Origin of the sequence: Pantoea sp. JGM49, assembly GCF_018257655.1 — a bacterium.
Classification (GTDB): Bacteria; Pseudomonadota; Gammaproteobacteria; order Enterobacterales; family Enterobacteriaceae; genus Pantoea; species Pantoea communis.
On sequence record NZ_JAERJM010000014.1, the window covers coordinates 93,999 to 118,522 of the forward strand.

Here is a 24,524-nt window from a genome sequence, read left to right on the forward strand (position 1 = left end):
GTGGGCAAAAGACAGCGTGTTAAAGAGCCAACACGACACGATGCCCGCCCTTACTCACTACGATCGATCGCCATAAAATCCCCGACAAATTTCTGCAACAGACGCGCCAGCTCGGTGCGCTCGCTATCCTGCCAGTTCTCAAACAGATGCTGATAAATCTGCGCCCGTGCGGCATCGATTTTATCCGTCATCGCTTTGCCAGTGGCGGTAATGACCGCTTCGTTTACGCGTTTGTCTTTGGCATTTTTCTGTCGTTGCGCTAACCCCAGCTCTTCCAGTTTCGCCACCTGACGGCTCACGGTGGTGTAATCGCGTCCGGCGCGCTCTGCCAGTTCCACCACGCCAATCGGTCCAAAGCGGCCAATCTGAATCAGCAGCGGAAATAGCGCACGATCGAGTTGAATATTGGACTCTTTTATTAGTAATTCATCACGTTGCGGGCGATTAAAAGTACCCACAATCATCAGCAGCGCATTATGCAGATCGTCGAACTCTGCACTATTATGTGTATTTTGCACACTTTTCATTGACGTCATCCCGAGGCAGAACTAATGTGTGCATATTACACATATATTCCGATTATCTGAAGGAGAAAGCATGAAAGCAGCTATCGTTTCTGCAGCGGGCGAACAGCCGGTTTACGCTGATTTCCCTGAACCGCAAGCCGATGAACAACATGTTATTGTCAGCGTTAAAGCAGCTGCCGTCAGTCAACTGGCGAAAGCACGCGCTTCTGGCAAACACTACAGCGCCACCACGCATTACCCTTTTATCACCGGCATTGACGGCACCGGTACACTCAGCAACGGCGACCCGGTCTATTTTCTCGCCTTTGATGCGCCCTGGGGCAGCATGGCGGAAAGAACCCTGGTTCCAGCCACTGCCATTGTGCCTCTGCCCGCCTCACTCGATCCGGTGCTGGCAGCCGCCATCGCCAATCCGGGCATGTCCTCCTGGGCAGCATTGACGCGCCGGGCGCAGTTGCAGCCAGGTGAAACGGTGCTGATCAATGGCGCCACCGGCACCTCAGGTGGACTAGCGGTACGCATTGCCCGCCATCTCGGCGCGGGCAAAATCATCGCCACTGGTCGCAATCGTGAAGTACTGGATCAACTGCGTGCCCAGGGCGCGGACATCACCCTGACGCTGGATGAGTTGCCCGGCGCACTGCCCGCACTGATGAAAGAAGGTATCGATATCGTGCTGGATTACCTGTGGGGCCAGAGTGCACTTGATATCATGCAGGCGGCTGTCGCGGGTGGAGAGAAATCGGTGCGCTTCGTGCAAATCGGCTCGCTGAGTGGCCAGGAGATTACCCTGCACAGCAAGCTGTTGCGCTCATCGGGTCTGACATTAATGGGCAGCGGTCTGGGTAGCGTATCCGATGCGGATCTGATCGCCTGCATCAGCGAAATGTTGAATGCCGCGGCGGAGAGTGATTTTTCGGTCGCTTTCCAGATGCGCCCGTTGCGTGAAGTGACTCAGGCATGGCAGGAAGATGATAGCCGCAGCCGTACCGTGTTTACGCTTTAAATCAATGCAAGTGAAAAGGGGCATTGCAAACGATTGCTTTCACACCGCAACCGTTTAAAATCGCCCCTTTGTTGTCATTGAGAACGCGCACCATGTCCGTCAATACCGCTGAATCTCATCAGTCAGCCCGTCCAAAGAGTGAACTGATTTACCGCCTCGAAGATCGTCCACCGTTGCCACAAACGCTGTTTGCTGCCTGTCAGCATCTGCTGGCGATGTTCGTTGCTGTGATTACCCCTGCACTGTTGATCTGCCAGGCGCTGGGCTTACCGGCTCAGGATACGCAGCACATTATCAGCATGTCGCTATTTGCATCGGGTGTGGCTTCGATCCTGCAAATCAAAACCTGGGGACCGGTGGGTTCGGGTTTGCTCTCCATTCAGGGCACCAGCTTTAACTTTGTGACACCGCTGATTATGGGTGGCATGGCGCTGAAAAATGGCGGTGCCGATGTCCCGACCATGATGGCCGCGCTGTTCGGTACGTTGATGGTGGCGTCCTGTACCGAAATGGTGCTGTCACGCGTTCTGCATCTGGCGCGTCGTATTATTACCCCGCTGGTTTCCGGCATTGTGGTGATGATTATTGGCCTGTCACTGATTCAGGTCGGCCTGACCTCGATTGGCGGTGGCTTCGCGGCGATGAGCGATCACACTTTCGGCGCACCAAAGAACCTGCTGCTGGCTGGCGCGGTATTGGTGGTGATTATCCTGCTCAACCGTCAGCGCAATCCCTACCTGCGTGTGGCTTCACTGGTGATCGCGATGGCGGTCGGTTATGCGTTGGCATGGGCGCTGGATATGCTACCTGCCACCAGCGCGCCCACCGATCAACCGCTGGTGGCGGTACCGACACCGCTCTATTACGGTCTCGGTTTTGACTGGAACCTGCTGATCCCGTTGATGCTGGTGTTTATGGTGACCTCGCTGGAAACCATCGGCGATATCACTGCCACCTCGGATGTGTCAGAGCAACCGGTGAGCGGCCCACTGTATATGAAGCGCTTAAAAGGCGGCGTGCTGGCTAATGGCCTCAACTCATTTGTATCCGCATTGTTCAATACGTTTCCGAACTCCTGCTTTGGGCAGAACAATGGCGTGATCCAATTGACCGGCGTTGCCAGCCGTTATGTGGGCTTTGTCGTGGCACTGATGCTGATCGTGCTTGGCCTGTTCCCGGCGGTGAGTGGTTTTGTGCAGCACATTCCTGAGCCAGTGCTGGGTGGTGCCACCATCGTGATGTTTGGCACGATTGCGGCATCGGGTGTACGCATCGTTTCGCGCGAGCCGCTGAACCGTCGCGCCATTATGATCATCGCACTGTCGCTGGCCGTTGGCCTGGGTGTTTCACAGCAACCGCTGATTCTGCAATTCGCCCCGGACTGGCTGAAAACCCTGCTCTCCTCAGGCATTGCTGCCGGTGGTATCACCGCAATCGTGCTTAACCTCGTCTTTCCACAGGAAAAGTAACCCTTAAGGCAGGCTACGGCCTGCCTGTTATTTATCCGCTTTTACATCCAGGCTGTTGAGCTGTAACGGTAATTCAGGCATAACAACCTCTTACCGGATAAATATCGGGATGGATGGATGCGATGAAATTTTTAGGCAAGTTTTTCCTTACCTTACTGCTGCTGATTCTGCTGGGGCTGGTTGTCCTGTATGTCTTGCTACAGACACAGTGGGGCGCAGGTTGGTTTAGCCGTTGGGTAAGTGATAAGACTGCCTGGCATCTTTCCCTCAGCAAGATAGAGCACAACTTCTCTTCTCCCTCGCACATCATGCTGGATGATTTCAGCTTTGGGCACGATGGTCAGCCAGCGGTGTTGGTGGCCAAGCGCGTCGATCTTGGACTGGCGCTGGTGCAATTCAGTGACTGGCTGCATTTTGATAGCATCGACGTGCGTGATGGCGAGATTAACCTCGCGAATCAGACGCCCGATACCACGCTGCCTATCCAGGCCAATCGCCTGCAACTGAACAACGTGCGCATTGATAGCCCGCACAGCATGCTGCCGATGATCGCTGAACGGGTTAATGGCGGAATTATCCCGTGGAAACCGACCCCGACGGATATGCTGGGCAGCGATGCACAGTTCCAGATGAGCGCAGGCAAGCTGACGCTGAATGGTGTTCCGGGCAACAATGTGCTGCTGCAGGGAAGTGTGAAGCAGCACCGCATGATATTCAGCAATATTGGGGCCGATCTCGCGCGTGGTTCGATGACCGGCAACGCCGAGCGCGACGCGCAGGGTAACTGGAAGATTGATCAGCTACGTCTTAACGATATCCGCCTGCAGACCCATCAAAATCTGAGTGATTTCCTCAATCCTCTGCGCGACGTGCCGTCAGTGAGCATCAATCGCCTGGATATGACCGATGCCCGACTGCAAGGGCCCGATTGGGCTGTCACCGACCTCGATTTAACCCTGAAGAACATCACGCTGCGTGGAGATGACTGGCAAAGCGATGATGGCTCACTGTCGATGAATGCCGGTAACTTCATTAATGGTGGCTTTGAGCTTAACGATCCGATTGTGAATGCCAACTTCTCGGCGCAGGGCATTGAATTGGCCCAGTTCAGTTCACGTTGGGCCAATGGCGTGATCCGTGCCAGCGGCAACTGGACGCGCAGCGATAAACGCCTGACGCTGAATGATTTAGCCATTGCCGGGCTGGAATATACCTTACCGCAGAACTGGCGCGACCGCTGGCAGCAAGCGTTGCCATCATGGCTGGATAGCGTGCTGGTGACACACGCTACAGCCAATCGTAATCTGGTGATCGACATCAACCCTGCTTTCCCATTCCAGATGACCGCGCTGGATGGTAACGCCGATAACCTGCTACTGGCACGCCAGCATCAGTGGGGAATCTGGGGCGGTAAAGCGAGCTTTAACGCGGCGGAAGCAACGTTTAATCGCACCGATCTGCGCCATCCCTCCATTGCCTTTAATGCTAACGATCAGCAGATTCAGGTGACGGAAATGAGCGCCTTCAACGGTAACGGTTTGCTGGAAGGGACGGCGAGTGTTGGCCAGGATGCACAGCGTCCATTGACGCTGAATCTCAAAGGTCAGGCGGTGCCCGCCAATGTGTTGCAGAACTGGGGCTGGCCTGCGTTGCCTCTTAGCGGCAACAGTAATCTTTTGCTACAGGTGAAAGGTTCATTGAGTGCTGCCGCGCCATTGCGCCAAAGTGTTGAGGGTAATGTGTCCGTGACCACCGATACACAATCGGTGCAGCAGACGATGCATGCGGGTCAGGTTCAATAGATTGGCAGCAAACGGTAGCGATGCGAGGAATGCCGCGTATCAGTAGCGACACCCTGTCGCTCACCGATGCGCCATTCTTCGCGCTGCTACCGATTAAGGTTGAAGATGGCTAAAACGTAATCTGCACGCATTAATTAATGCGTGCACCCGAGCCACCCTCTTCTAATGCACCCTCTGCATCGGCTGGCAGTACGATATATACCCCTTCAAACACCGCACCCAGCTCATCGTCACCAAACAGTTCCACTTCCATCTGCACGCGTGCTTTACGACCACGCGCCAGACGGTCAAGGTCGCCACTCAGTGATCCCAGGTCGGCAATTGCACCCGGACGCCCACTAATGGGCTTACTGTAACGAATATGAGCATCGGCAAGGATGATAGTGCCGCCGAGATGCCGCTCGCGCAGTAATAGCCAAATCAGCCCCCAGCCTGTGAGCGTAGCCAGTGAGAACAAACTGCCAGCAAATAATGTGTGGTGCGGGTTCTGGTTGCCGGTTTCTGGCATGGTAGTAACGAACTTCTGCCCGGTATATTGCAGAATGCGCACGCCCATTTTCTCACTGAGCGGAATATGCTCGTACCAGGCCTGCTGCAACTGACCACACCAGTCAGCGCGGTGCAGAATGTCATCCAGTGTTACCACCGGTTTGATCATCAGGAAATGGCGCACCGGCGTGGTTTGTGGCGCGGTGATTTCTCCCTGATTGACATAGCCCAGCTTGGCGAAGAACTCCACGGCGTCTTCACGCGCGCTACAGGTCACGCGCTTCGCCCCCTCCTGACGCGCAACGGATTCCAGCGTCATCGCCACCAGCGTCCCTAATCCTTTGCCCTGCACCGAAGGGTGTACGGCCAGGAAGCGGATGGCCGCTTCGTTTTCCGCATTGATATAGAGACGGCCAACCGCAACAGGATCGCCCTGCTCATCGACCACCATCTGATGATGCGCCAGCGCATCCCAGGCATCACGTTCAGAGCCCTGCGGCTGACGCAGCGGCTTACGTAACATTTCCCAGCGGAACTGATAATAAGTATCCAGTTCTTCCGCCGTTTGCGGCACACGAAGATGATACATAAAGTGATTCTCTCGTTCGGAGCTTGCGTGGCTGATCCCTGGCCGCTCGGCTGAAAACCTCACACCTGCAACCAGAAGGTCACTGGGCCATCATTCACCAGCGAAACCTGCATGTTGGCAGCAAAACGACCGTTCGCCGTGGTCACACCCTGTGCCCGGCAACAATCGCTGAAATAGTGATAGAGACGCTCGGCTTCCGCCGGTTCGGCACCACCCGAGAATGAGGGACGCATGCCTTTGTTGGTGTCGGCGGCAAGTGTGAATTGCGAAACCACCAGCACGCTGCCACCGGCCTGCTGTACGTTCAGGTTCATTTTGTCGTTCTCATCACCGAAGATGCGATAACCCAGCACGCGTTCAGATAAGCGCTGTGCCTTTTGCTCATCATCGCCCTTCTCCACCCCTAATAACACCAGCAAACCGGCGCCAATCTCGCCCACCGTCGCGTCATCCACCACGACGCTGGCGCGACTGACGCGCTGAATCAAAGCAATCATGTTTCCTCTCGTTCTTTTTCGCGTTCCTGCTGTTTTAGCTGGCGATAGTCATCCAGGGTGACGGTGATTTCCGCGCCTAACAACACAATACACCAGGTCCAGTAAACCCATAAAAACAGAATCGGGATGACTGCCAGTACGCCGTAAATTAATTGATACGAAGGGAACATCGTAACATAGAGCGCAAACCCTTTTTTGCCCAGCTCAAACAACAGCCCGGCGACAATCGCGCCGACCAGTGCATCACGCGTTGGCACACGGCGCGTTGGGACGATGCTGTAGAGCAACCAGAACGCGAGGATGGCGAGCACCAGAGGGAAGATGCGTAACACCTGATCGATAAGGCTGGTGACGCCGGTGACGTTGACCCAGCGTAGCGATAACAAGTAAGAGCTGATGGCCAGACTGGCACCCGCCAGTATCGGGCCGAGCGTCAGGATCATCCAGTAGACGGCAAAGGAGTAAACCATTGGCCGTGGTTTAGTACTGCGCCAGATCGCGTTGAGTGCGCTGTCCACCGAGTGCATCAGCAACAGCGCGGTCACGATCAATCCGACAATCCCTACCGCTGTCATTTTATTGACGTTGGCCACAAACTGGTCGAGATAGCGCTGGATAACATCACCGGCTGCCGGCATAAAGTTGCTGAAGATGAAATGCTTAAGCTGGACGCTGATCTCCGAAAACATCGGGAAAGCGGCAAAAAGCGCAAACACCACGGCGATCAGCGGCACCAAAGCCAGCAATGAGACGTAGGCCAGATTCCCGGCCTGCGTCGTCATGTTGTCTTCATCAACTCGGCGCCAGAGCAGTTTAACCCACAGGAAAAACGCGTGTGCCGAGTGACGCAAATGGTTACGTGTTACCACTCAGCGACGGCTCGCGAACCAGTCCGGCACGGTTTTCGCGTCTTCCACCAGCACGCTCTCTATACCTAGCGCGCGCGCGGCATCAATGTTGGCGCGATTATCATCAAAGAACACCGCTTGATCGGCGGTATAGCCTTCGTGCTCAAGCACATATTGATAGATACGCGCTTCTGGCTTACGCATGCCTATGTCTTGCGACATATAGACGTGATCGGCGGCCTGTTGCACTTCCGGATACTGCGTTGGCCAGAACTCAAAGTGCAACTGATTGGTGTTGGACAGGATTACCACGCGCTCACCGTTGGCGCGCAGTGTGTTCATGATCGCCAGCGTTTCCGGACGCACCCCGACAAACACCGCCTGCCAGCCCGCGGTGAATTGCGGATAGCTTAAGGCGATATCCAGTTGATCACAGATACGCGCCGCAAACTCGGGATCGCTGATCTCACCACGTTCGTGTTTCTCGAACGCCTCATCCATCTGGAAGCGACTTTGTAAGGTCGCCAGCGGCACACGTCCCAGGTCACTCCAGACGCCGAGCACGCGATTAAAATCGATATCAACAATCACATTGCCTAAATCAAAGATGTACAGCATGACGCCTCTCCTTCTATTCCCTGGATCATTCACTTTAGCGGCAAAAAGCATGACTGAACAGGTACGATGAGGGGGAAATAAGCGTTCTGGAATCGGGGACAACTTTCACAAAGCGAGCGTTGCAGCGGGTTGCAGGCACAAAAAAGCCCCGCGATGCGGGGCTTAAATATCAGACTGTTTCGCTTACTCTTTACCGCCGCGAGACGCACGCTTACGGTCGTTCTCGGTCAGGTGACGTTTACGAATACGGACTGACTGCGGAGTCACTTCTACCAGTTCGTCATCATCGATGAACTCGATAGCCTGCTCCAGCGTCATTTTCTGCGGTGGAACCAGAGTGGTCGCTTCATCAGTACCTGACGCACGCATGTTGGTCAGTTTCTTACCGGTCAGGCAGTTAACTGTCAGGTCGTTAGAACGGCTGTGAATACCGATGATCTGGCCTTCATAAACCTCAGCACCGTGACCCAGGAACAGCTTACCGCGATCCTGCAGGCTGAACAGTGCGAATGCGACTGCTTTACCCTGGCCGTTAGAGATCAGTACACCGTTCTGACGCTGGCCCACTTCGCCTGGACGCACATCGTCGTAGTGGCTGAAGGTGGAGTACAGCAGGCCAGTACCTGAAGTCATGGTCATGAATTCGTTACGGAAGCCGATCAGGCCGCGGCTTGGGATCATGTAGTCGAGACGTACACGGCCTTTGCCATCTGGATCCATATTTTTCAGATCGCCTTTACGCTCACCCATCGCCTGCATCACAGAACCCTGGTGGGTTTCTTCGATGTCGAGGGTCACGTTTTCGAATGGCTCTTGTTTACGGCCTTCGAATTCGCGGAAGATAACTTTCGGACGGGATACCGCCAGTTCGAAACCTTCACGACGCATGTTCTCGATCAGAACAGACAAGTGCAGCTCACCACGACCAGACACACGGAATGCGTCTGAATCTTCGGTTTCTTCAACACGCAGTGCCACGTTGTGCACCAGCTCTTTGTTCAGACGCTCCAGGATCTGGCGCGAAGTCACATACTTACCTTCTTTACCGCAGAAAGGTGAAGTGTTGACGTTAAAGAACATGGTTACGGTTGGCTCATCAACGCTCAGGGCTGGCAGCGCTTCAACCTTCTGCGTGTCGCAGATGGTGTCAGAGATGTTCAGCTCGCCCAGACCGGTCACAGCGATGATATCGCCTGCTTCAGCCTCGGCACTCTCGATACGTTCCAGACCCAGGTGGCCCAGTACTTTACCGACTTTACCGTTACGGGTTTTGCCTTCGCTATCAATGATAGTGACTTGCTGGTTCGGCTTGATTTTACCGCGCTTGATGCGGCCAATGCCGATAACGCCCAGGTAGTTGTTGTAGTCCAGCTGCGAGATCTGCATCTGCAGTGGGGCTTCAACTTCAACCTGTGGTGGAGAAACACGATCCACAATCGCCTGGTACAGCGGGGTCATGTCGTCTGCCATGTCGTTGTGATCCAGACCGGCGATACCATTCAGCGCTGACGCATAAATGATAGGGAAGTCCAGCTGCTCGTCAGTCGCGTCGAGGTTAACGAACAGGTCAAACACCTGATCAACAACCCAATCAGGACGCGCGCCCGGACGGTCAACTTTGTTGATGACTACAATCGGCTTCAAACCATGAGCAAAGGCTTTTTTGGTTACGAAGCGGGTTTGCGGCATAGGGCCATCCATCGCATCTACAACCAGCAGCACCGAATCCACCATGGACATAACACGTTCCACTTCACCACCGAAGTCGGCGTGTCCTGGGGTATCAACGATGTTGATACGGTAGTCGTTCCATTTGATGGCGGTGTTTTTTGCGAGGATGGTAATCCCACGCTCTTTCTCCAAATCGTTGGAGTCCATTACGCGCTCAGTCGCTTCGGTACGAGCATCAAACGTACCAGACTGTTGTAACAGCTTGTCAACCAGGGTGGTCTTACCATGGTCAACGTGCGCGATGATGGCGATGTTACGCAAATTTTCGATCACAGCTTTGCCTCAGGCATTATAGAAATAACGCGGTATTGTACACGGATTAAGCGAAAGACTGAACATGATCACAGTATTCCCTTAAAGTTTATCTTAGTGCTGTTTTTTAGCACCAATAACGGTGCATTAATCTGCACTGCGATGGGGTTTTGCACCTTTTTGGGGCGAAAATTGATCTATGAAGCACCAAATTAGTGCGCATCATCCATACTGGTGCAGTGACCGACTCATGAAAGAGCGCGTCACAGCGCCATTTTTACCATTGTAATAAAGTTGGCACAGAATTCGCTTTATATCTTTCAAGCGAAAACGACAGTTATACAACGGTTGAAAAGAGCTTGCCGAGATCTTGGTTAGGGGTGGTCAGTAAGCGTGACACATTCCAGGCAACGAAGTTCTCTCACCATGACGATTATGACCATTTCCAGGAGAGTTTAAGTATGTCCGCTGAACACGTCCTCTCGATGATGAACGAGCACGAAGTTAAGTTTGTTGACCTGCGTTTTACCGATACCAAAGGTAAAGAACAGCACGTTACTATCCCTGCTCACCAGGTTAACGCTGACTTCTTCGAAGAAGGCAAAATGTTCGATGGCTCATCCATCGGTGGCTGGAAAGGCATTAACGAATCAGACATGGTGCTGATGCCGGATGCGACCACTGCAGTTATGGATCCTTTCTTCGAAGATCCAACGCTGATCATCCGTTGTGACATCCTCGAGCCAGGCACGCTGCAGGGCTACGACCGTGACCCACGCTCCATTGCTAAACGTGCAGAAGAGTTCCTGCGTTCTTCAGGCATCGCGGATACCGTGCTGTTTGGACCAGAGCCAGAGTTCTTCCTGTTCGATGACATTCGTTTCGGTTCTTCTACTTCAGGTTCACACGTGGCTATCGATGATATCGAAGCGGCATGGAACACCGGTAAAGAATACGAAGGCGGTAACAAAGGTCACCGTCCAGGTCTGAAAGGCGGTTACTTCCCGGTTCCACCAGTCGATTCATCTCAGGACATCCGTTCTGCTATGTGTCTGACCATGGAGCAGATGGGCCTGGTGGTTGAAGCTCACCACCACGAAGTTGCTACTGCTGGTCAGAACGAAGTGGCTACCCGCTTCAACACCATGACCAAAAAAGCTGACGAAATTCAGATCTACAAATACGTAGTGCACAACGTTGCTCACGCGTACGGCAAAACTGCAACCTTCATGCCTAAGCCAATGTTCGGCGATAACGGTTCTGGTATGCACTGCCACATGTCCCTGTCAAAAGGCGGCGTGAACCTGTTCTCTGGCGACAAGTACGGCGGCCTGTCTGAAACTGCTCTGTTCTACATCGGCGGTATCATCAAGCACGCTAAAGCGATCAACGCCCTGGCTAACCCAACCACCAACTCTTACAAGCGTCTGGTCCCGGGTTACGAAGCACCTGTTATGCTGGCTTACTCAGCACGTAACCGTTCAGCTTCAATCCGTATCCCAGTGGTTGCGAGCCCGAAAGCGCGTCGTATCGAAGCACGCTTCCCGGATCCAGCGGCTAACCCGTACCTGGCCTTCACCGCGCTGCTGATGGCGGGTCTTGATGGTGTTATCAACAAGATCCACCCTGGCGATGCGATGGACAAAAACCTGTATGACCTGCCACCGGAAGAAGAAGCTGAGATTCCAAAAGTTGCAGGTTCTCTGGAAGAAGCATTGAACGCACTGAACGAAGACCGCGAGTTCCTGACCCGTGGCGGCGTGTTCACTGATGACGCTATCGACGCGTATATCGAACTGCGTAAGCCAGAAGTTGACCGCGTGCGCATGACTCCGCACCCAGTTGAGTTCGAACTGTACTACAGCGTTTAATTTAAAAAATTTCAGCGCATTTCACGCCGCTGATTGGCGGCGTAAATAACCTGAACGTTTTTTTGTTGCCGTGGAAACTTTAGCCCATCTCCGGATGGGCTTTTTTCACCGCGAATTCATCGTTCGAATGATAGTTTTCAGTCCCAAAAGGCTATAATGCACTAAATTAGTGCAGAGGAACGCTGTATGGCAACTGGCACATTGCCCGACGCGGGGCAGATTCTTAACTCTCTAATCAACAGTATTTTGCTGGTCGATAACGATCTGGTTATCCATTATGCCAACCCGGCAGCGCAGCAATTACTGGCACAAAGCTCACGCAAATTGTTCGGCACGCCATTACCGGAATTAACCGGCTATTTTTCGCTGAATATTGAGGTGATGAGCGAGAGTCTTGGAGCAGGCCAGGGCTTTACCGACAGCGAAGTGACGTTAGTGGTCGATGGCCGCGCGCACATTATGTCGCTGACCGCACAGCGTCTACCCGATGGTCTTATCTTGCTGGAAATGGCGCCGATGGATAATCAACGCCGTCTCAGCCAGGAACAGCTGCAACATGCTCAGCAGGTCGCTGCACGTGATTTAGTGCGCGGACTGGCGCATGAAATTAAAAACCCGCTCGGAGGTTTACGCGGCGCTGCGCAGTTATTAACGCGTGCTCTGCCCGATCCTTCGCTGCATGAATATACCCGGATTATTATCGAACAGGCGGACCGACTGCGTAATCTGGTTGATCGTTTACTGGGGCCCCAACAGCCCGGTATGCACGTCACACAAAGCATTCATCAGGTGGCGGAGCGCGTGGTGAATCTGGTCTCGATGGAGCTGCCGGACAATGTCTCGCTGGTGCGTGATTACGACCCGAGCCTGCCCGAGCTGCCACACGATCCCGATCAGATTGAGCAGGTGCTACTCAACGTAGTGCGTAATGCGTTGCAGGCGCTGGGTGACGAAGGTGGCACTATCGTGATCCGCACCCGTACCGCGTTTCAGCTGACGCTGCACGGCACCCGTTATCGCCTGGTGGCACGTATTGATATCGAAGATGATGGCCCTGGGATTCCTGCTCAGCTACAGGACACGCTGTTCTATCCGATGGTGAGTGGTCGTGAAGGAGGCACCGGTTTAGGTCTCTCCATCGCCCGCAGTCTGATCGATCAGCATTCAGGAAAAATAGAATTTAACAGTTGGCCAGGACACACCGAATTCTCGGTTTACCTGCCTATTCGCCAGTGAGGTTTCTATGCAACGAGGGATAGTCTGGATCGTCGATGACGATAGCTCCATCCGCTGGGTGCTTGAACGTGCGCTCACTGGAGCCGGTTTGAGCTGCGCGACATTTGACAGCGGCAATGAGGTGCTGGATGCACTCTCAAGTAAAACCCCAGATGTATTGTTATCGGATATTCGCATGCCGGGCATGGATGGACTGGCGCTGCTGAAACAAATTAAACAGCGTCACCCAATGCTACCGGTCATCATAATGACCGCGCATTCGGATCTTGATGCCGCCGTCAGCGCATATCAACAAGGCGCGTTCGATTATCTGCCCAAGCCGTTTGATATTGATGAAGCGGTCGCGCTGGTTGAACGTGCGATCAGTCACTATCAGGAACAGCAGCAGCCGCGTAATCAACCGGTGAGCGGCCCGACAACCGACATCATTGGCGAAGCGCCGGCGATGCAGGATGTGTTTCGCATCATCGGCCGTTTGTCGCGATCTTCCATCAGCGTGCTGATTAATGGTGAATCGGGTACCGGTAAAGAGTTAGTGGCGCATGCTCTGCATCGTCATAGCCCGCGTGCCAAATCACCGTTTATCGCGCTGAATATGGCGGCAATCCCGAAAGACCTGATCGAATCCGAATTGTTCGGGCATGAGAAAGGGGCCTTTACCGGGGCGAATCAGATCCGTCAGGGCCGTTTTGAACAGGCCGATGGGGGCACGCTGTTTCTTGATGAAATAGGTGATATGCCGCTCGACGTGCAAACCCGCTTGCTGCGCGTGTTGGCCGATGGCCAGTTCTATCGCGTGGGCGGCTACGCACCGGTGAAAGTGGATGTGCGTATTATCGCGGCAACCCACCAAAACCTTGAGTTGCGCGTGCAGGAAGGCAAGTTCCGTGAGGATCTGTTCCATCGCCTGAACGTGATTCGCGTGCACTTACCGCCGCTGCGTGAGCGTCGCGAAGATATCCCACGTCTGGCGCGCTACTTCCTGCAAGTCGCCGCGCGTGAGTTGGGCGTCGAAGCGAAGATTCTGCATCCGGAAACCGAAACCGCGCTGACGCGCCTGCATTGGTCCGGTAACGTACGCCAGCTGGAAAATACCTGCCGCTGGTTAACCGTGATGGCTGCAGGCCAGGAAGTACTGATTCAGGATCTGCCGCCGGAGCTGTTTGAGTCGAGCACGCCGGACAATCCAGTGCAGTCTCTGCCGGATAGCTGGGCCACCTTGCTGGCACAATGGGCGGACCGCGCGCTGCGTTCCGGTCATCAAAACCTGCTCTCTGAAGCGCAGCCGGAGATGGAGCGCACGCTGCTCACCACCGCCCTGCGTCACACTCAGGGACACAAGCAGGAAGCCGCACGTTTGTTGGGTTGGGGTCGTAATACCCTGACGCGTAAACTGAAAGAGCTCGGAATGGAATAAGTGAGAATCAGGGGAGCGCGATGCTCCCCTGAATTTTTATATCACCCGCGAGAATTGCTGCATGCGAGCCTTTTGGCGCAAATAACGATCGAAGCACATGCAGATGTTACGAATCAGTAAACGCCCAATTCCTGTGACATGCAGACTACGCCCACGCCGTTCCAGCAAACCATCCGCCATCAAAGGTGCCAGTAACGCTAAATCTTCCGCAAAATAGGTTTCGAAGGTGATCGGCCACTGCGCTTCAATCGCCGCGAAATCTAATGAGAAATGACAAATCAGCGTTTTGATGACATCACGGCGCAGACAGTCATCGTCGCTTAGTGTCAAACCACGCCATAGCGCGTTCCCGCTCTGCTCCACGCTGGCATAGTATTCTTTCAATTCTTTTTGGTTCTGAGCATAACTGTCTCCCAGCATACTGATCGCTGAGACGCCAAATCCCACCAGCTCAGTCTCGCCTTGCGTGGTGTACCCCTGAAAATTGCGGTGCAGTTCACCCGCACGTTGCGCAATGGCCAGCTCATCATCCGGTTTGGCAAAGTGATCCATCCCGATGAACTGATAGCCTGCATCCGTTAGGGTGCCAATGGTTTGCTGCAGGATTTGCAGCTTCTGTTCCGCACCAGGTAGCTCTTCATCTTTGATTTTGCGTTGTGCAGCAAACAGCGTCGGCATGTGCGCGTAATTGAATACGCTGAGACGATCGGGATTAAGCGCGATGACTCGCTGTAAGGTGAAGGCAAAGCTTTCGGGCGTCTGGAGCGGCAGGCCGTAAATCAGATCCAGGCTGACTGAGCGGAATCCTCGCGCACGCGCGCGCTCGACCAGCCCGAAGATAGTCTCTTCATCCTGCACGCGATTGACACGCTCCTGCACCGCCTTATTGAAGTCCTGCACACCCATACTCAGGCGATTAAAACCTTCAGCACGCAGATGATCGATCATCGCCAGCTCAATTTCGCGTGGATCGACTTCGATCGACATCTCAACGTCATCAGCAATCTCAAAATGGCCACGCAGCAGCGCCACCAGACGGCTGACCTGAGCTTGATTGAGAAAGGTTGGCGTACCACCGCCCCAGTGCAATTGCGTGACGCGGCGTCCGGCAAACAGCGGCGCACGCTGGCGGATTTCCTGCTCCAGCACATCCAGATAGCGATCGGCCTTGTGCAGCTGGCGCGTCACAATCTTATTACAGCCGCAGAAGTAGCAAAGGCGATGGCAGAACGGAATATGGACATACAGCGACAGGGAACGTTGAGGATAGCGTTCAACCGCAAACTGGAAGCTTGCCTCGCCAAAGTTCTCATTGAACTCCAGCGCAGTGGGATATGAGGTGTAGCGCGGACCCGCGTAATTGTATTTTTCAATCAGCCGCTGGTCCCATTCAATCTGCTGCGATGACATGCTCACTCCTTACGGTGCCGTCGTTTGAGGGAGGGTCGCGTTGCAGAAGAGGAGAGATAGCGGTGAGCCGTACGCCGGCGTAAACGCGACTTCAGACGCGACAAGCGACGAAGTTTAAACAATAACCACAGGAGATAACATGTCAGCAGCAGCGCTAAAATTGATCCAGGCCAAAGCATCAGCGAATACCTGTTTAGCGCGGCATGCGCAAATGCGCATGCCGATCAAAAATGACTTAGTTGCCTTTTAACAAGCGCATCATATCGACTTCGGCTTGTTCATCTTCAGCACCATCATCCAACGCGATACCGAGGGTTTCCATCAGTTCGTCAATGCGATCCAGCGTCTGATCGAGCCATGCCTGATCTTCAGCGCTGAGTGTCTCACCACTTTCCAGACGATCCAGTAAGGTGTCGAGGCGTTCATCATTTTCCAGCTTCGCCAGCTCTTCTTCCGGTGTCAGACGAACCTTCTCCGCTTTCGGCCTGGCTTTCGCTACCGGCTTTTTCTCCGGTACGGTTTTACCATCGGCCACCAGCGCAACCGGTTTTTTACTGCCAGTACGTGGATCGGCATTTTTCTGACCCTGGCCTTTGCCAGCGCCTTTGGTTTCCGGGTTAGCACGGCTGCCCGCTTTATGGCCGCTGTGCTTTTTATCGCGTTTACGATCGCGTGCTTCCTGGTTCAGTTCTTCACGCGATTTGCGTTTGGCTTTAGCAGCAGGTTTGCCACGCTGGGCTGGTGCAGGTTGCTTCATGGTGTCCGGTCTCGGCGATTTTTCTTCAGTATAGAATTGCGGCGAAATCTAGCAGAAAGATGACAAAGAAAAAAGGCGATAGCCTATGCTATCGCCTTATTTCGCACCTTCGACTGAAGGAATAACGGTATAAATCCTTTACAGCTCTCAACGTCCCGGTTGCTCCTTCGCCTCATCGCTCCTGCGAGTAATCCTTTTCCTTGTCCGACTCATACCTGAATCACATCCTGCCATGCTCCTGGTCATCCCCGACACTCCTGAGCGCATCATCCTGATGGGTGCTGCCGTGCACTGACACCAAATGTAGACCAATCAGTAAAATGAACAAGTGAGACATGTCTTTAATTTAGAGCGGTAATTTTCAATATCTATTTATCTTATTGAAAATATTACGATATCCAACATATGAACATTCTATTAATCGGTAATGACTGGCAGTAATTATCGTCGATCTCTTACAAAGTGGCGCGTTAAGACGCTATCGGGCACTTTTGCGCCATAACAGGTATAATCAGCCCAATTGAACGAATCACTTTGCTGGAGCTTTACTTTGTCTGCTTTGAATTATCACATGACCCACTTCGTGCTCAGCGCCCCGGATATTCGCCATTTACCGGCAGATGTGGGCATTGAGGTCGCGTTTGCCGGACGCTCTAACGCAGGCAAATCCAGCGCGCTGAATACCATCACCAACCAGAAAAGCCTGGCGCGTACCAGTAAAACGCCAGGTCGTACTCAGCTCATCAACCTGTTCCAGGTCGTCCAGGGGAAAACCCTGGTCGACTTACCGGGTTATGGCTACGCCGAAGTCCCGGAAGAGATGAAACGTAAATGGCAGCGTGCGCTGTCTGAATATTTGCAGAAGCGCCAGGCACTGAAAGGCCTGGTGGTGCTGATGGATATTCGCCATCCACTGAAAGACCTCGATCAGAATATGATTGAATGGGCAGTCCAGAGCGGCATCCCTGTACTGGTGCTGTTAACCAAAGCAGATAAGCTGGCATCTGGTGCACGTAAAGCGCAGCTCAAACTGGTGCGTGAGGCAGCATTAAGTTTTATGGGTGATGTGCAGGTAGAGATGTTCTCGTCACTCAAGAAGATCGGCGTTGATATCGTTCGTCAGAAACTGGATAGCTGGTTCAGTGAACTGGAACCGGCGCAGGAAGATGAAGAAGCCCCTTCTGAGTAATGTGAAGCGCGGGTTTACGACCCGCTTTTCAGAAAAAGCCCAATAAAAAACGCCCCAGTCATAAATGACTGGGGCGGCTAAATATTCAGCCAAATCCGATTACGTGAAGTAAAAGGTCTGAAAGATAGAACATCTTACCTCTGTACCCTACGCGATGAACTTTACCTGATTTTTCCTGACCAACAAAGGGTTTTTTGTTGTTAAGTTTCAGGATTCCACATCTTTTTTACCGGGTCCGTCACACTTTGGCTTAAGGCGTGTAGTTTAATTACTAAAAAAATGCTTAGCCGATAGGCAGTTACAAAATGCGCATTTAACAAGCGGCTTTACATCGTTGCTGAACCGATTAAGTAAACTTTTTTCTTATGACGATGTCAGCGGCGTAGACATACCGCCGACAACGTTCCTTAGTGCGCCTGGTCCCAGTTATCGCCCGTTCCCACTTCAACCTGCAGCGGTACATCAAGTTTCATGCTGCTCTCCATCAGTTGGCGGATCGTCGCACTCGCACTCTCTACCGCGTCTTTGTGGATTTCAAACACCAGTTCATCGTGTACCTGCATGATCATCTTCACAGCGTCATCCTGCTGTTGCAGTAACCAGCCATCTACAGCGATCATCGCGCGTTTGATAATGTCCGCTGCGGTGCCCTGCATCGGGGCGTTAATCGCCGCGCGCTCTGCCGCCTTACGACGAATGGCGTTGCTGGAGCTGATGTCCGGAAGCCACAGGCGGCGACCATCCAGTGTCTCCACGTAGCCCTTCTCGGCCGCCTGGGTGCGAGTCTCTTCCATGTAACGCAGTACGCCCGGATAACGCTCAAAGTAGAGATCCATATACTTTTTCGCTTCGCCAGCACCGATATTCAACTGGCGCGATAGACCGAAGGCACTCATGCCATAAATCAGGCCAAAGTTAATTGCCTTGGCACTGCGGCGTTGCTCACCTGAAACCTTGCTCAGCGCAACACCAAAGACTTCTGACGCTGTCGCGCGGTGAATGTCTTCACCCTGCGCAAACGCATCCAGCAGGCCTTTATCCTGCGACAGATGCGCCATGATGCGCAGTTCAATTTGCGAGTAGTCAGCCGCAACGATGCGATTATCTTTACCTGCGATAAAAGCCTGGCGAATACGACGGCCTTCATCGTTGCGCACTGGGATATTTTGCAGGTTGGGATCGGTAGATGAGAGACGTCCGGTGGCCGTGACCGCCTGATGATAAGAAGTATGCACGCGGCCGGTAACCGGATTGATCATCAAAGGCAATTTGTCGGTATAAGTCGACTTCAGCTTAGACAGGCCACGATGCTCCAGAATCACTTTGGGCAGCGGATAGTCCAGCGCCAGTTCAGCCAGCACTTCTTCGCTGGTTGACGGTGCGCCACCCGGCGTTTTTTTAGTGGGCTTGATACCCTGCTTTTCAAACAGAATGGTTTGCAGCTGTTTGGTGGAGGAGAGATTAAACGGCTCGCCTGCCAGTTCGTGCGCTTTCAACTCCAGTTCCGCCAGACGTGCGGTCAGCTCCTGCGAATGTTTGGCCAGGATGTTTTGATCGATCAATACGCCGTTGCGTTCAATGCGTGAAATCACGGTCACCAGCGGCATCTCGATATCGGTGAAGACCTGCTTCGGACCCGCTTCCTGCTCCAGCTTCGGCCACATCTGCAGATGCAACTGCAGCGTGACATCTGCGTCTTCTGCAGCGTAATGAGCGGCCTGCTCGATAGCAATCTGGTTGAAGGTCAGCTGATTTTTTCCTTTACCGGCAATCTCTTCGAAGGTGACGGTTTTATGGTTCAGCCAGCGCGAAGCCAGGCTATCCATATCATGTTTGCCGCCGACGCTGCTCAGGCAATAAGATTCCAGCATGGTGTCGAATTTAATGCCGTTCAGCTCAATATCGTAGTTCTTCAGCACGCCACGATCGTATTTGAGGTTCTGGCCGACTTTTGCAGATTTAGCGTCTTCCAGTAGCGGTTTTAGCTTTTTCAACACGTCGCTGCGGTCGAGTTGTTCTGGCGCATCAAGATAGTCATGGGCCACCGGAAGATAAGCGGCTTCACCGGGCGCAACCGCAAAGGAGAGGCCGACAATGTTGGCACTCCAGCTATCCAGAGAATCGGTTTCCAGATCGAAGGCAAAGAGTTCTGCTTTATTCAGTTTTTGCAGCCACTCGTCGAAGGTTGCCTCATCCAAAATGGTGACGTAGCCGTCAGATGACAGCACGCTAGCGGTTTCCGCCACCGCAGCCACAGGTTCAGTCGCCAGCGATTTCTGCGCCTGCACATTGCTCTTTTTGCCCTGCAACCAGGTGCCGTCCTGTAAATCTGTGATCCAGCGTTTGAATTCATAACGGCCGAAAAGATTTTGCAGCTTTTCAACGTCCGGTTCGTTAACGGTGAGTTGCTCACAACCCAGTTCCAGTTCTACATCCGTTTTGATGGTCGCCAGCTGATAGGACAGGAATGCGACTTCGCGATTCTGCTCTAGCTTCGCTGCCATGGTCTTCGCGCCACGGAACGAGAGATCCGCCACTTTATCCAGGTTGTCGTAAATCGACTGCATACCGCCCAGGCCCTGCAGCAGCGCCTGTGCCGTTTTCTCACCCACGCCAGGCACACCCGGAATGTTATCCGAGCTGTCACCCATCATGGCAAGGAAATCGATAATCAATGAAGGCGGCACACCGTATTTTTGCTCAACCTCTTCCGGGCCCAACACGGTGTTGGTCATGGTATTAATCAACGTAATGCCCGGCGTGACCAGCTGCGCCATATCCTTATCACCGGTACTGATCAGCACTGCACGGCCCTGCTTTTCTGCTTCCAGTGCCAGAGTACCAATCACATCATCAGCCTCAACGCCGGTCACCGCCAGCAGCGGTAATCCCATCGCTTTGACCATCTCGTGCAGCGGCTCGATCTGTGCACGCAGATCGTCGGGCATTGGCGGACGATGCGATTTGTAGTGCTCGAATAATTCATCGCGGAAAGTTTTGCCTTTCGCATCGAAGACCACGGCCACATGGCTCGGCTGATACTGCATCAGCAAACTTTTCAGCATGTTGAGCACACCGTACATCGCGCCCGTGGGCTCGCCTGCACTGTTGGTCAGCGGCGGAAAGGCATGATACGCCCGGTAGAGATAAGAGGATCCGTCTACCAGAATCAGGGGATTTTCTGCAATTTGCGCCATAGGTTCGTATTTTCTTCGTTGCGATAATGAGGGCTATAAGGATGCCACAACCAGAGAGGAATGTTGAATCAGAGCAGAGATGTCAGGATCTTTTTCGTTGTTACGCGGAGTGGATCGCAAGGATCGGTCTGTGGATAACTTTGTGCGTAAAATTCATAACGTATTGTTATTTACGCTTATTGCAATCATTTTACAGATAAAAATTATTGTTTTTCAATTTGTTATTAACTTACCGTGATGAAGCGCGCCTTTTTGAAAAGGTGATCGTCCATGTGGATATTAAGCGGAGGGTTAACGGGGATATCATGATTACGTCATGGGAAAGGGAGTAAAAACGCCGACATCGCCGGCGTTTATTTGCGCTTAATTACTTCTTCTCAACCAGGAATTTCACTACGTTGGCATAATCGGCAACGAAATTGTCCATAGAGCTGGTGTCCAGGCCGCCGTTGTTCACCATGTATTTGCCGTTAACGAAGATAGCTGGCACGCCCTGCAGATTAAGATCGGCTGCCGCTTTCTGCTGCTGGGCGACCAACGCTTTTACCGCAAAGCTATTCCAGGCTGCATCATAATCTTCTGATGAGATGCCAGCAGCCTGGATGAAGGTGGCTTTCAGGCTCGCCGCATCGGTAATGGTTTGGGTTTTCTGAATACCGTCAAAGATCGGTGCAGTGACTTTGCTTTCCACGCCCAGCGCCATCGCGACCGCCCAGGCTTGAGTCACAACAGGACCGAAGTCTCCGCCGAGGAAATCAACGTGATATTTAGTCACTTTAGTGTCTGCTGGCAGGTTCTTTTTCACGGCATCACTCACGTGATAGACGCGTTCGAACTGGTAGCAGTGCGGGCAGAAGAAGGAGAAGAACTCCAATACCTGTGGCTCACCAGCAACCGGCTTTGGCAGCGTGACGAATTGTTTGCCGTCATTGAACTGTGCCGCTGAGGCGCCAAATGCCAGCATTAAACCTACCAGCGCAAACATAATCTTTTTCATCGTGAAAAAATCTCCTGAGTACTTCATTAAAATTGCGGGCTAAGCTGCAACGGGGGTTGATGTAACAGCCTCTCCTGCTCGATAAATAGTGCAATCTGTCGGCGCCAGAAATCCTCATCGGTCATCCAGGGAAAGGCGCGCGGAAAAGCCGGGTCCTGCCAGCGGCGTACCACCCAGGCCAAATAATAAACCATGCGCATAGCGCGTAAAGGCTCAATCAGTGACAATTCATGTAAATCAAAGTCACTGAATTCATTATAAGCTTCCAGCAGAATATCCCACTGAATCAGCTGTTCCTGACGATCGCCGTTTACCAGCATCCACAGATCCTGCACTGCAGGCCCGTTGCGTGCATCGTCAAGATCGACAAACATCGGGCCATCGCGCCACAGGATATTACCTGGATGGCAGTCGCCATGCAGCCTGAGCGGCTGCCATTTATCATGCCAGCGCTGCTGTAGGGTGCCGATAAGTTTATCAACGGCGTTCAGCAGCGCATCCTTCAAGGCAGCCGGTACCAGCGTGCTTTGCTCCAGCTCCTGGCGAGGTTGTAAGACATACTCTTCCAGGCCGAAGGTTGGACGCTGTTGAAACAAGCTCTGGCGACCTGTTTGATGGATGCGACCAAGAAAGCGGCCCACCCACTCCATCTGTTCTTCATTATCGGTTTCATACTGTCGCCCACCCAGGCTTGGGAAAACGGCAAACATAAAACCGGCATGGTGATTCAGCGTACTGCCCTGCAGAGCCAGTGGTGCTGCAACAGGCACTTCATCGGCCAGCAGATCATGCGTGAACTGGTGCTCTTCCAGAATTTGTTGCGCACTCCAGCGTTGTGGGCGATAGAACTTAGCCACATAGCGACGTTTGTCGTCATCACTAAACTGATAGACACGGTTTTCGTAGCTATTGAGGGCGGTTAAGCCGGATTCGACACGCAGACCCGCATCCCAAAGTGCATCCAGGATGACATCGGGGTCCAGCGTCTGGAAATTAAAGGCGGCTTCGCTCATCATTTTGCCTGTGTGTTACCGTTGCAAGGAATGCGCAAGGATAACACTACTCATCATCCTTAATCACACCGCGTGCACGTAATAGCGCGGTTTTGAAGTCCACTTCATAATCCTTTTTCAGTCCGGGAATTTCCGCATCGCAGCCAGCGTCACGCATTTTGAGATGGTAAATCAATATGTCATCGGTTAATTCACTTAATGGGCCACTGAAGCCTGATTCCTGCGCCAGTTTCTGTAAAAATGGCAGCAGGTTAAGGTCAGACTCCTTTTGCCAGGCCGGTTGCAGGAGTTCGAACAATTCATTAAGTCGTTGATATTTCATCATTGATTCCTCTATGCAGTGGTAGGCTGCCGTTATGCAAGTATCGTCCAGTATGATCAAGGAGACGAAAATGACCGCATTTACCGGCGTGATCCTCGCAGGTGGGCAAGGCAGTCGTATGGGTGGCCAGGATAAAGGGCTGCTGGAATTGCAGGGCAAACCGCTTTATCAGCACGTTTTGCAGCGATTGATGCCGCAGGTCAATATTGTGTTGATAAGCGCCAACCGTAACATTGATCGTTATCAGGCTAGCGGTTGTCAGGTCGTTACTGATTCGATGCCAGATTACCCCGGTCCGTTGGCAGGCATTTTAAGTGGCTTGCAGCACAGTAAGACCGAGTGGGTCGCCTTTTGTGCCTGTGATACGCCCTGGTTACCGGAGGACTTCGTTGCACGATTATGGCAGCAGCGCGGTGCGGCACCTGCGGTGTGGGTACGATCAACGCAGCGTGATCATCCTGCATTGGCACTGGTCAATCGATCACTGGCCGACGATCTGGAAGCCTGGCTGCTTCGTGGTGAGCGGCGTTTAATGCAGTTTCTGCGTGAACATGGTGGGCATGCCGTGACGTTCACAGATTCTGAGGCAGCTTTCCGCAACATTAATACGCCCGACGATTTAGTTGATGGGGAAAAGCAGTGATGAGCGTGCCTTTACTGGCGATCGTTGCGTGGAGTGGCACCGGAAAAACCACTTTGCTGCAACAGGTGATACCGCTGCTTAAGGCTCGCGGTATTCGTTCTGGGTTAATCAAACATACCCATCATCAAATGGACATTGATACGCCGGGAAAAGATAGCTATCTGCTGCGAAAAGCAGGTGCCGATCAGGTGATTGTTGCCAGTACTCAGCGCTGGGCATTGATGTGTGAAACCCCTGATCAGACGTTGAATCTGGCGGAACTGGTCGCGCGGATGGACAGTTCCGCGCTGGATCTGGTGCTGGTTGAGGGCTTTAAAGATGAGCCAGTACCCAAAATCGCGCTGTGGCGGCGTGGTGTCAAAGGGGAATTTGCTGATTTACTGGATGAATACGTGGTTGCGCTGGCCAGCGATGAGAACTTAACGATCGACCGCCCACTTCTCGATATTAATCAGCCGGTTAAGGTTGCTGATTTTATTGAAAAATGGCTGAGAAAAGGTCAGTAACCCGGGGTTTTATGATCGTCTGGCTAAACTTCAGGCGTCAGTTTCAGACGTAAAACAACCCTGATTTCGCCGATCTGCAGACGTAAAAAAACCCTGAACTTTCGTTCAGGGTTTCTTCACTTATTTGATGCCTGGCAG

The 24,524-nt window shown here is 53.0% G+C and carries 21 protein-coding genes; 9 read left to right on the forward strand and 12 right to left on the reverse strand.

Features of this window, described 5'->3' with window-relative positions; translation table 11 throughout:
* Window positions 1-50 precede the first annotated feature (50 nt).
* Window positions 51-536 (reverse strand): MarR family winged helix-turn-helix transcriptional regulator, encoded by a 486-nt coding sequence (locus tag JK231_RS21215; RefSeq protein ID WP_249221772.1) that lies wholly within the window; start codon window positions 534-536, stop codon window positions 51-53.
* 61 nt (window positions 537-597) lie between these two features.
* On the opposite strand from JK231_RS21215, the gene JK231_RS21220 reads away from it, so the two are divergent.
* The 3 genes from JK231_RS21220 (at window position 598) to JK231_RS21230 (ending at window position 4,804) form a co-directional block, all read left to right on the forward strand.
* Complete coding sequence (locus JK231_RS21220; protein ID WP_097119642.1) at window positions 598-1,533, forward strand: zinc-binding alcohol dehydrogenase family protein; 936 nt, start codon at window positions 598-600, stop codon at window positions 1,531-1,533.
* Window positions 1,534-1,625: 92 nt separating this feature from the next.
* Complete coding sequence (locus JK231_RS21225; protein ID WP_058960146.1) at window positions 1,626-3,002, forward strand: uracil-xanthine permease family protein; 1,377 nt, start codon at window positions 1,626-1,628, stop codon at window positions 3,000-3,002.
* A gap of 122 nt (window positions 3,003-3,124) precedes the next feature.
* Window positions 3,125-4,804: an AsmA family protein gene (locus JK231_RS21230; RefSeq protein ID WP_097119685.1), complete on the forward strand. Its 1,680-nt coding sequence runs from the start codon at window positions 3,125-3,127 to the stop codon at window positions 4,802-4,804.
* A 130-nt stretch (window positions 4,805-4,934) separates the two neighbouring features.
* Here JK231_RS21230 and fabY read toward each other — a convergent pair whose 3' ends face one another.
* From fabY to typA, 5 genes are all read right to left on the reverse strand, one after another.
* Window positions 4,935-5,882, reverse strand: a complete 948-nt coding sequence (fabY, locus tag JK231_RS21235) for a fatty acid biosynthesis protein FabY (protein WP_034823865.1) — start codon at window positions 5,880-5,882, stop codon at window positions 4,935-4,937.
* A 59-nt stretch (window positions 5,883-5,941) separates the two neighbouring features.
* Complete coding sequence (gene dtd / locus JK231_RS21240) at window positions 5,942-6,379, reverse strand: D-aminoacyl-tRNA deacylase (RefSeq protein WP_034823876.1); 438 nt, start codon at window positions 6,377-6,379, stop codon at window positions 5,942-5,944.
* A complete protein-coding gene (locus JK231_RS21245) occupies window positions 6,376-7,248 on the reverse strand; it encodes a virulence factor BrkB family protein (protein WP_045815735.1) in 873 nt (290 codons plus the stop codon). Before JK231_RS21245 ends, dtd begins: the two co-directional genes overlap by 4 nt.
* Complete coding sequence (gene yihX, locus JK231_RS21250; RefSeq protein WP_038644008.1) at window positions 7,249-7,845, reverse strand: glucose-1-phosphatase; 597 nt, start codon at window positions 7,843-7,845, stop codon at window positions 7,249-7,251.
* 183 nt (window positions 7,846-8,028) lie between these two features.
* A complete protein-coding gene (gene typA / locus JK231_RS21255) occupies window positions 8,029-9,849 on the reverse strand; it encodes a ribosome-dependent GTPase TypA (protein WP_034823899.1) in 1,821 nt (606 codons plus the stop codon).
* 440 nt (window positions 9,850-10,289) lie between these two features.
* Between typA and glnA the strand changes: the two genes are divergently transcribed.
* The 3 genes from glnA (at window position 10,290) to glnG (ending at window position 14,352) form a co-directional block, all read left to right on the forward strand.
* On the forward strand, window positions 10,290-11,699 hold the full coding sequence (gene glnA / locus JK231_RS21260) for a glutamate--ammonia ligase (protein ID WP_097119640.1): 1,410 nt from the start codon (window positions 10,290-10,292) through the stop codon (window positions 11,697-11,699).
* A 186-nt stretch (window positions 11,700-11,885) separates the two neighbouring features.
* The gene (gene glnL / locus JK231_RS21265; RefSeq protein ID WP_034823903.1) at window positions 11,886-12,935 is read left to right on the forward strand and encodes a nitrogen regulation protein NR(II); all 1,050 of its coding nucleotides are present in this window, start codon (window positions 11,886-11,888) and stop codon (window positions 12,933-12,935) included.
* Window positions 12,936-12,942: 7 nt separating this feature from the next.
* Window positions 12,943-14,352: a nitrogen regulation protein NR(I) gene (gene glnG / locus JK231_RS21270; protein ID WP_034823905.1), complete on the forward strand. Its 1,410-nt coding sequence runs from the start codon at window positions 12,943-12,945 to the stop codon at window positions 14,350-14,352.
* A 36-nt stretch (window positions 14,353-14,388) separates the two neighbouring features.
* Here the strand turns inward: glnG and hemN are convergent, their stop codons facing one another.
* Both hemN and yihI read right to left on the reverse strand, forming a co-directional pair.
* Complete coding sequence (gene hemN / locus JK231_RS21275) at window positions 14,389-15,762, reverse strand: oxygen-independent coproporphyrinogen III oxidase (RefSeq protein ID WP_097119639.1); 1,374 nt, start codon at window positions 15,760-15,762, stop codon at window positions 14,389-14,391.
* A 235-nt stretch (window positions 15,763-15,997) separates the two neighbouring features.
* Window positions 15,998-16,519, reverse strand: a complete 522-nt coding sequence (yihI, locus tag JK231_RS21280; RefSeq protein ID WP_034823909.1) for a Der GTPase-activating protein YihI — start codon at window positions 16,517-16,519, stop codon at window positions 15,998-16,000.
* A gap of 550 nt (window positions 16,520-17,069) precedes the next feature.
* Here yihI and yihA point away from each other — a divergent pair.
* Window positions 17,070-17,708 carry a ribosome biogenesis GTP-binding protein YihA/YsxC gene (gene yihA, locus JK231_RS21285; protein ID WP_211729402.1) on the forward strand — a complete coding sequence of 213 codons (639 nt, stop codon included), beginning with the start codon at window positions 17,070-17,072 and terminating at the stop codon, window positions 17,706-17,708.
* Between the two features lie 407 nt (window positions 17,709-18,115).
* Here the strand turns inward: yihA and polA are convergent, their stop codons facing one another.
* The 4 genes from polA to JK231_RS21305 all read right to left on the reverse strand — a co-directional run bounded on the left by polA (window position 18,116) and on the right by JK231_RS21305 (window position 23,237).
* A complete protein-coding gene (polA, locus tag JK231_RS21290) occupies window positions 18,116-20,905 on the reverse strand; it encodes a DNA polymerase I (protein ID WP_211729403.1) in 2,790 nt (929 codons plus the stop codon).
* A gap of 367 nt (window positions 20,906-21,272) precedes the next feature.
* Window positions 21,273-21,902, reverse strand: a complete 630-nt coding sequence (dsbA, locus tag JK231_RS21295; RefSeq protein ID WP_034823914.1) for a thiol:disulfide interchange protein DsbA — start codon at window positions 21,900-21,902, stop codon at window positions 21,273-21,275.
* Window positions 21,903-21,928: 26 nt separating this feature from the next.
* The gene (locus JK231_RS21300; protein WP_038643999.1) at window positions 21,929-22,915 is read right to left on the reverse strand and encodes a serine/threonine protein kinase; all 987 of its coding nucleotides are present in this window, start codon (window positions 22,913-22,915) and stop codon (window positions 21,929-21,931) included.
* A 46-nt stretch (window positions 22,916-22,961) separates the two neighbouring features.
* Complete coding sequence (locus tag JK231_RS21305) at window positions 22,962-23,237, reverse strand: YihD family protein (RefSeq protein WP_211729404.1); 276 nt, start codon at window positions 23,235-23,237, stop codon at window positions 22,962-22,964.
* Window positions 23,238-23,307: 70 nt separating this feature from the next.
* On the opposite strand from JK231_RS21305, the gene mobA reads away from it, so the two are divergent.
* Window positions 23,308-23,880 (forward strand): molybdenum cofactor guanylyltransferase MobA, encoded by a 573-nt coding sequence (mobA, locus tag JK231_RS21310; protein WP_211729405.1) that lies wholly within the window; start codon window positions 23,308-23,310, stop codon window positions 23,878-23,880.
* Window positions 23,880-24,386 carry a molybdopterin-guanine dinucleotide biosynthesis protein MobB gene (gene mobB / locus JK231_RS21315; RefSeq protein ID WP_058960152.1) on the forward strand — a complete coding sequence of 169 codons (507 nt, stop codon included), beginning with the start codon at window positions 23,880-23,882 and terminating at the stop codon, window positions 24,384-24,386. Before mobA ends, mobB begins: the two co-directional genes overlap by 1 nt.
* Window positions 24,387-24,524: the final 138 nt, after the last annotated feature.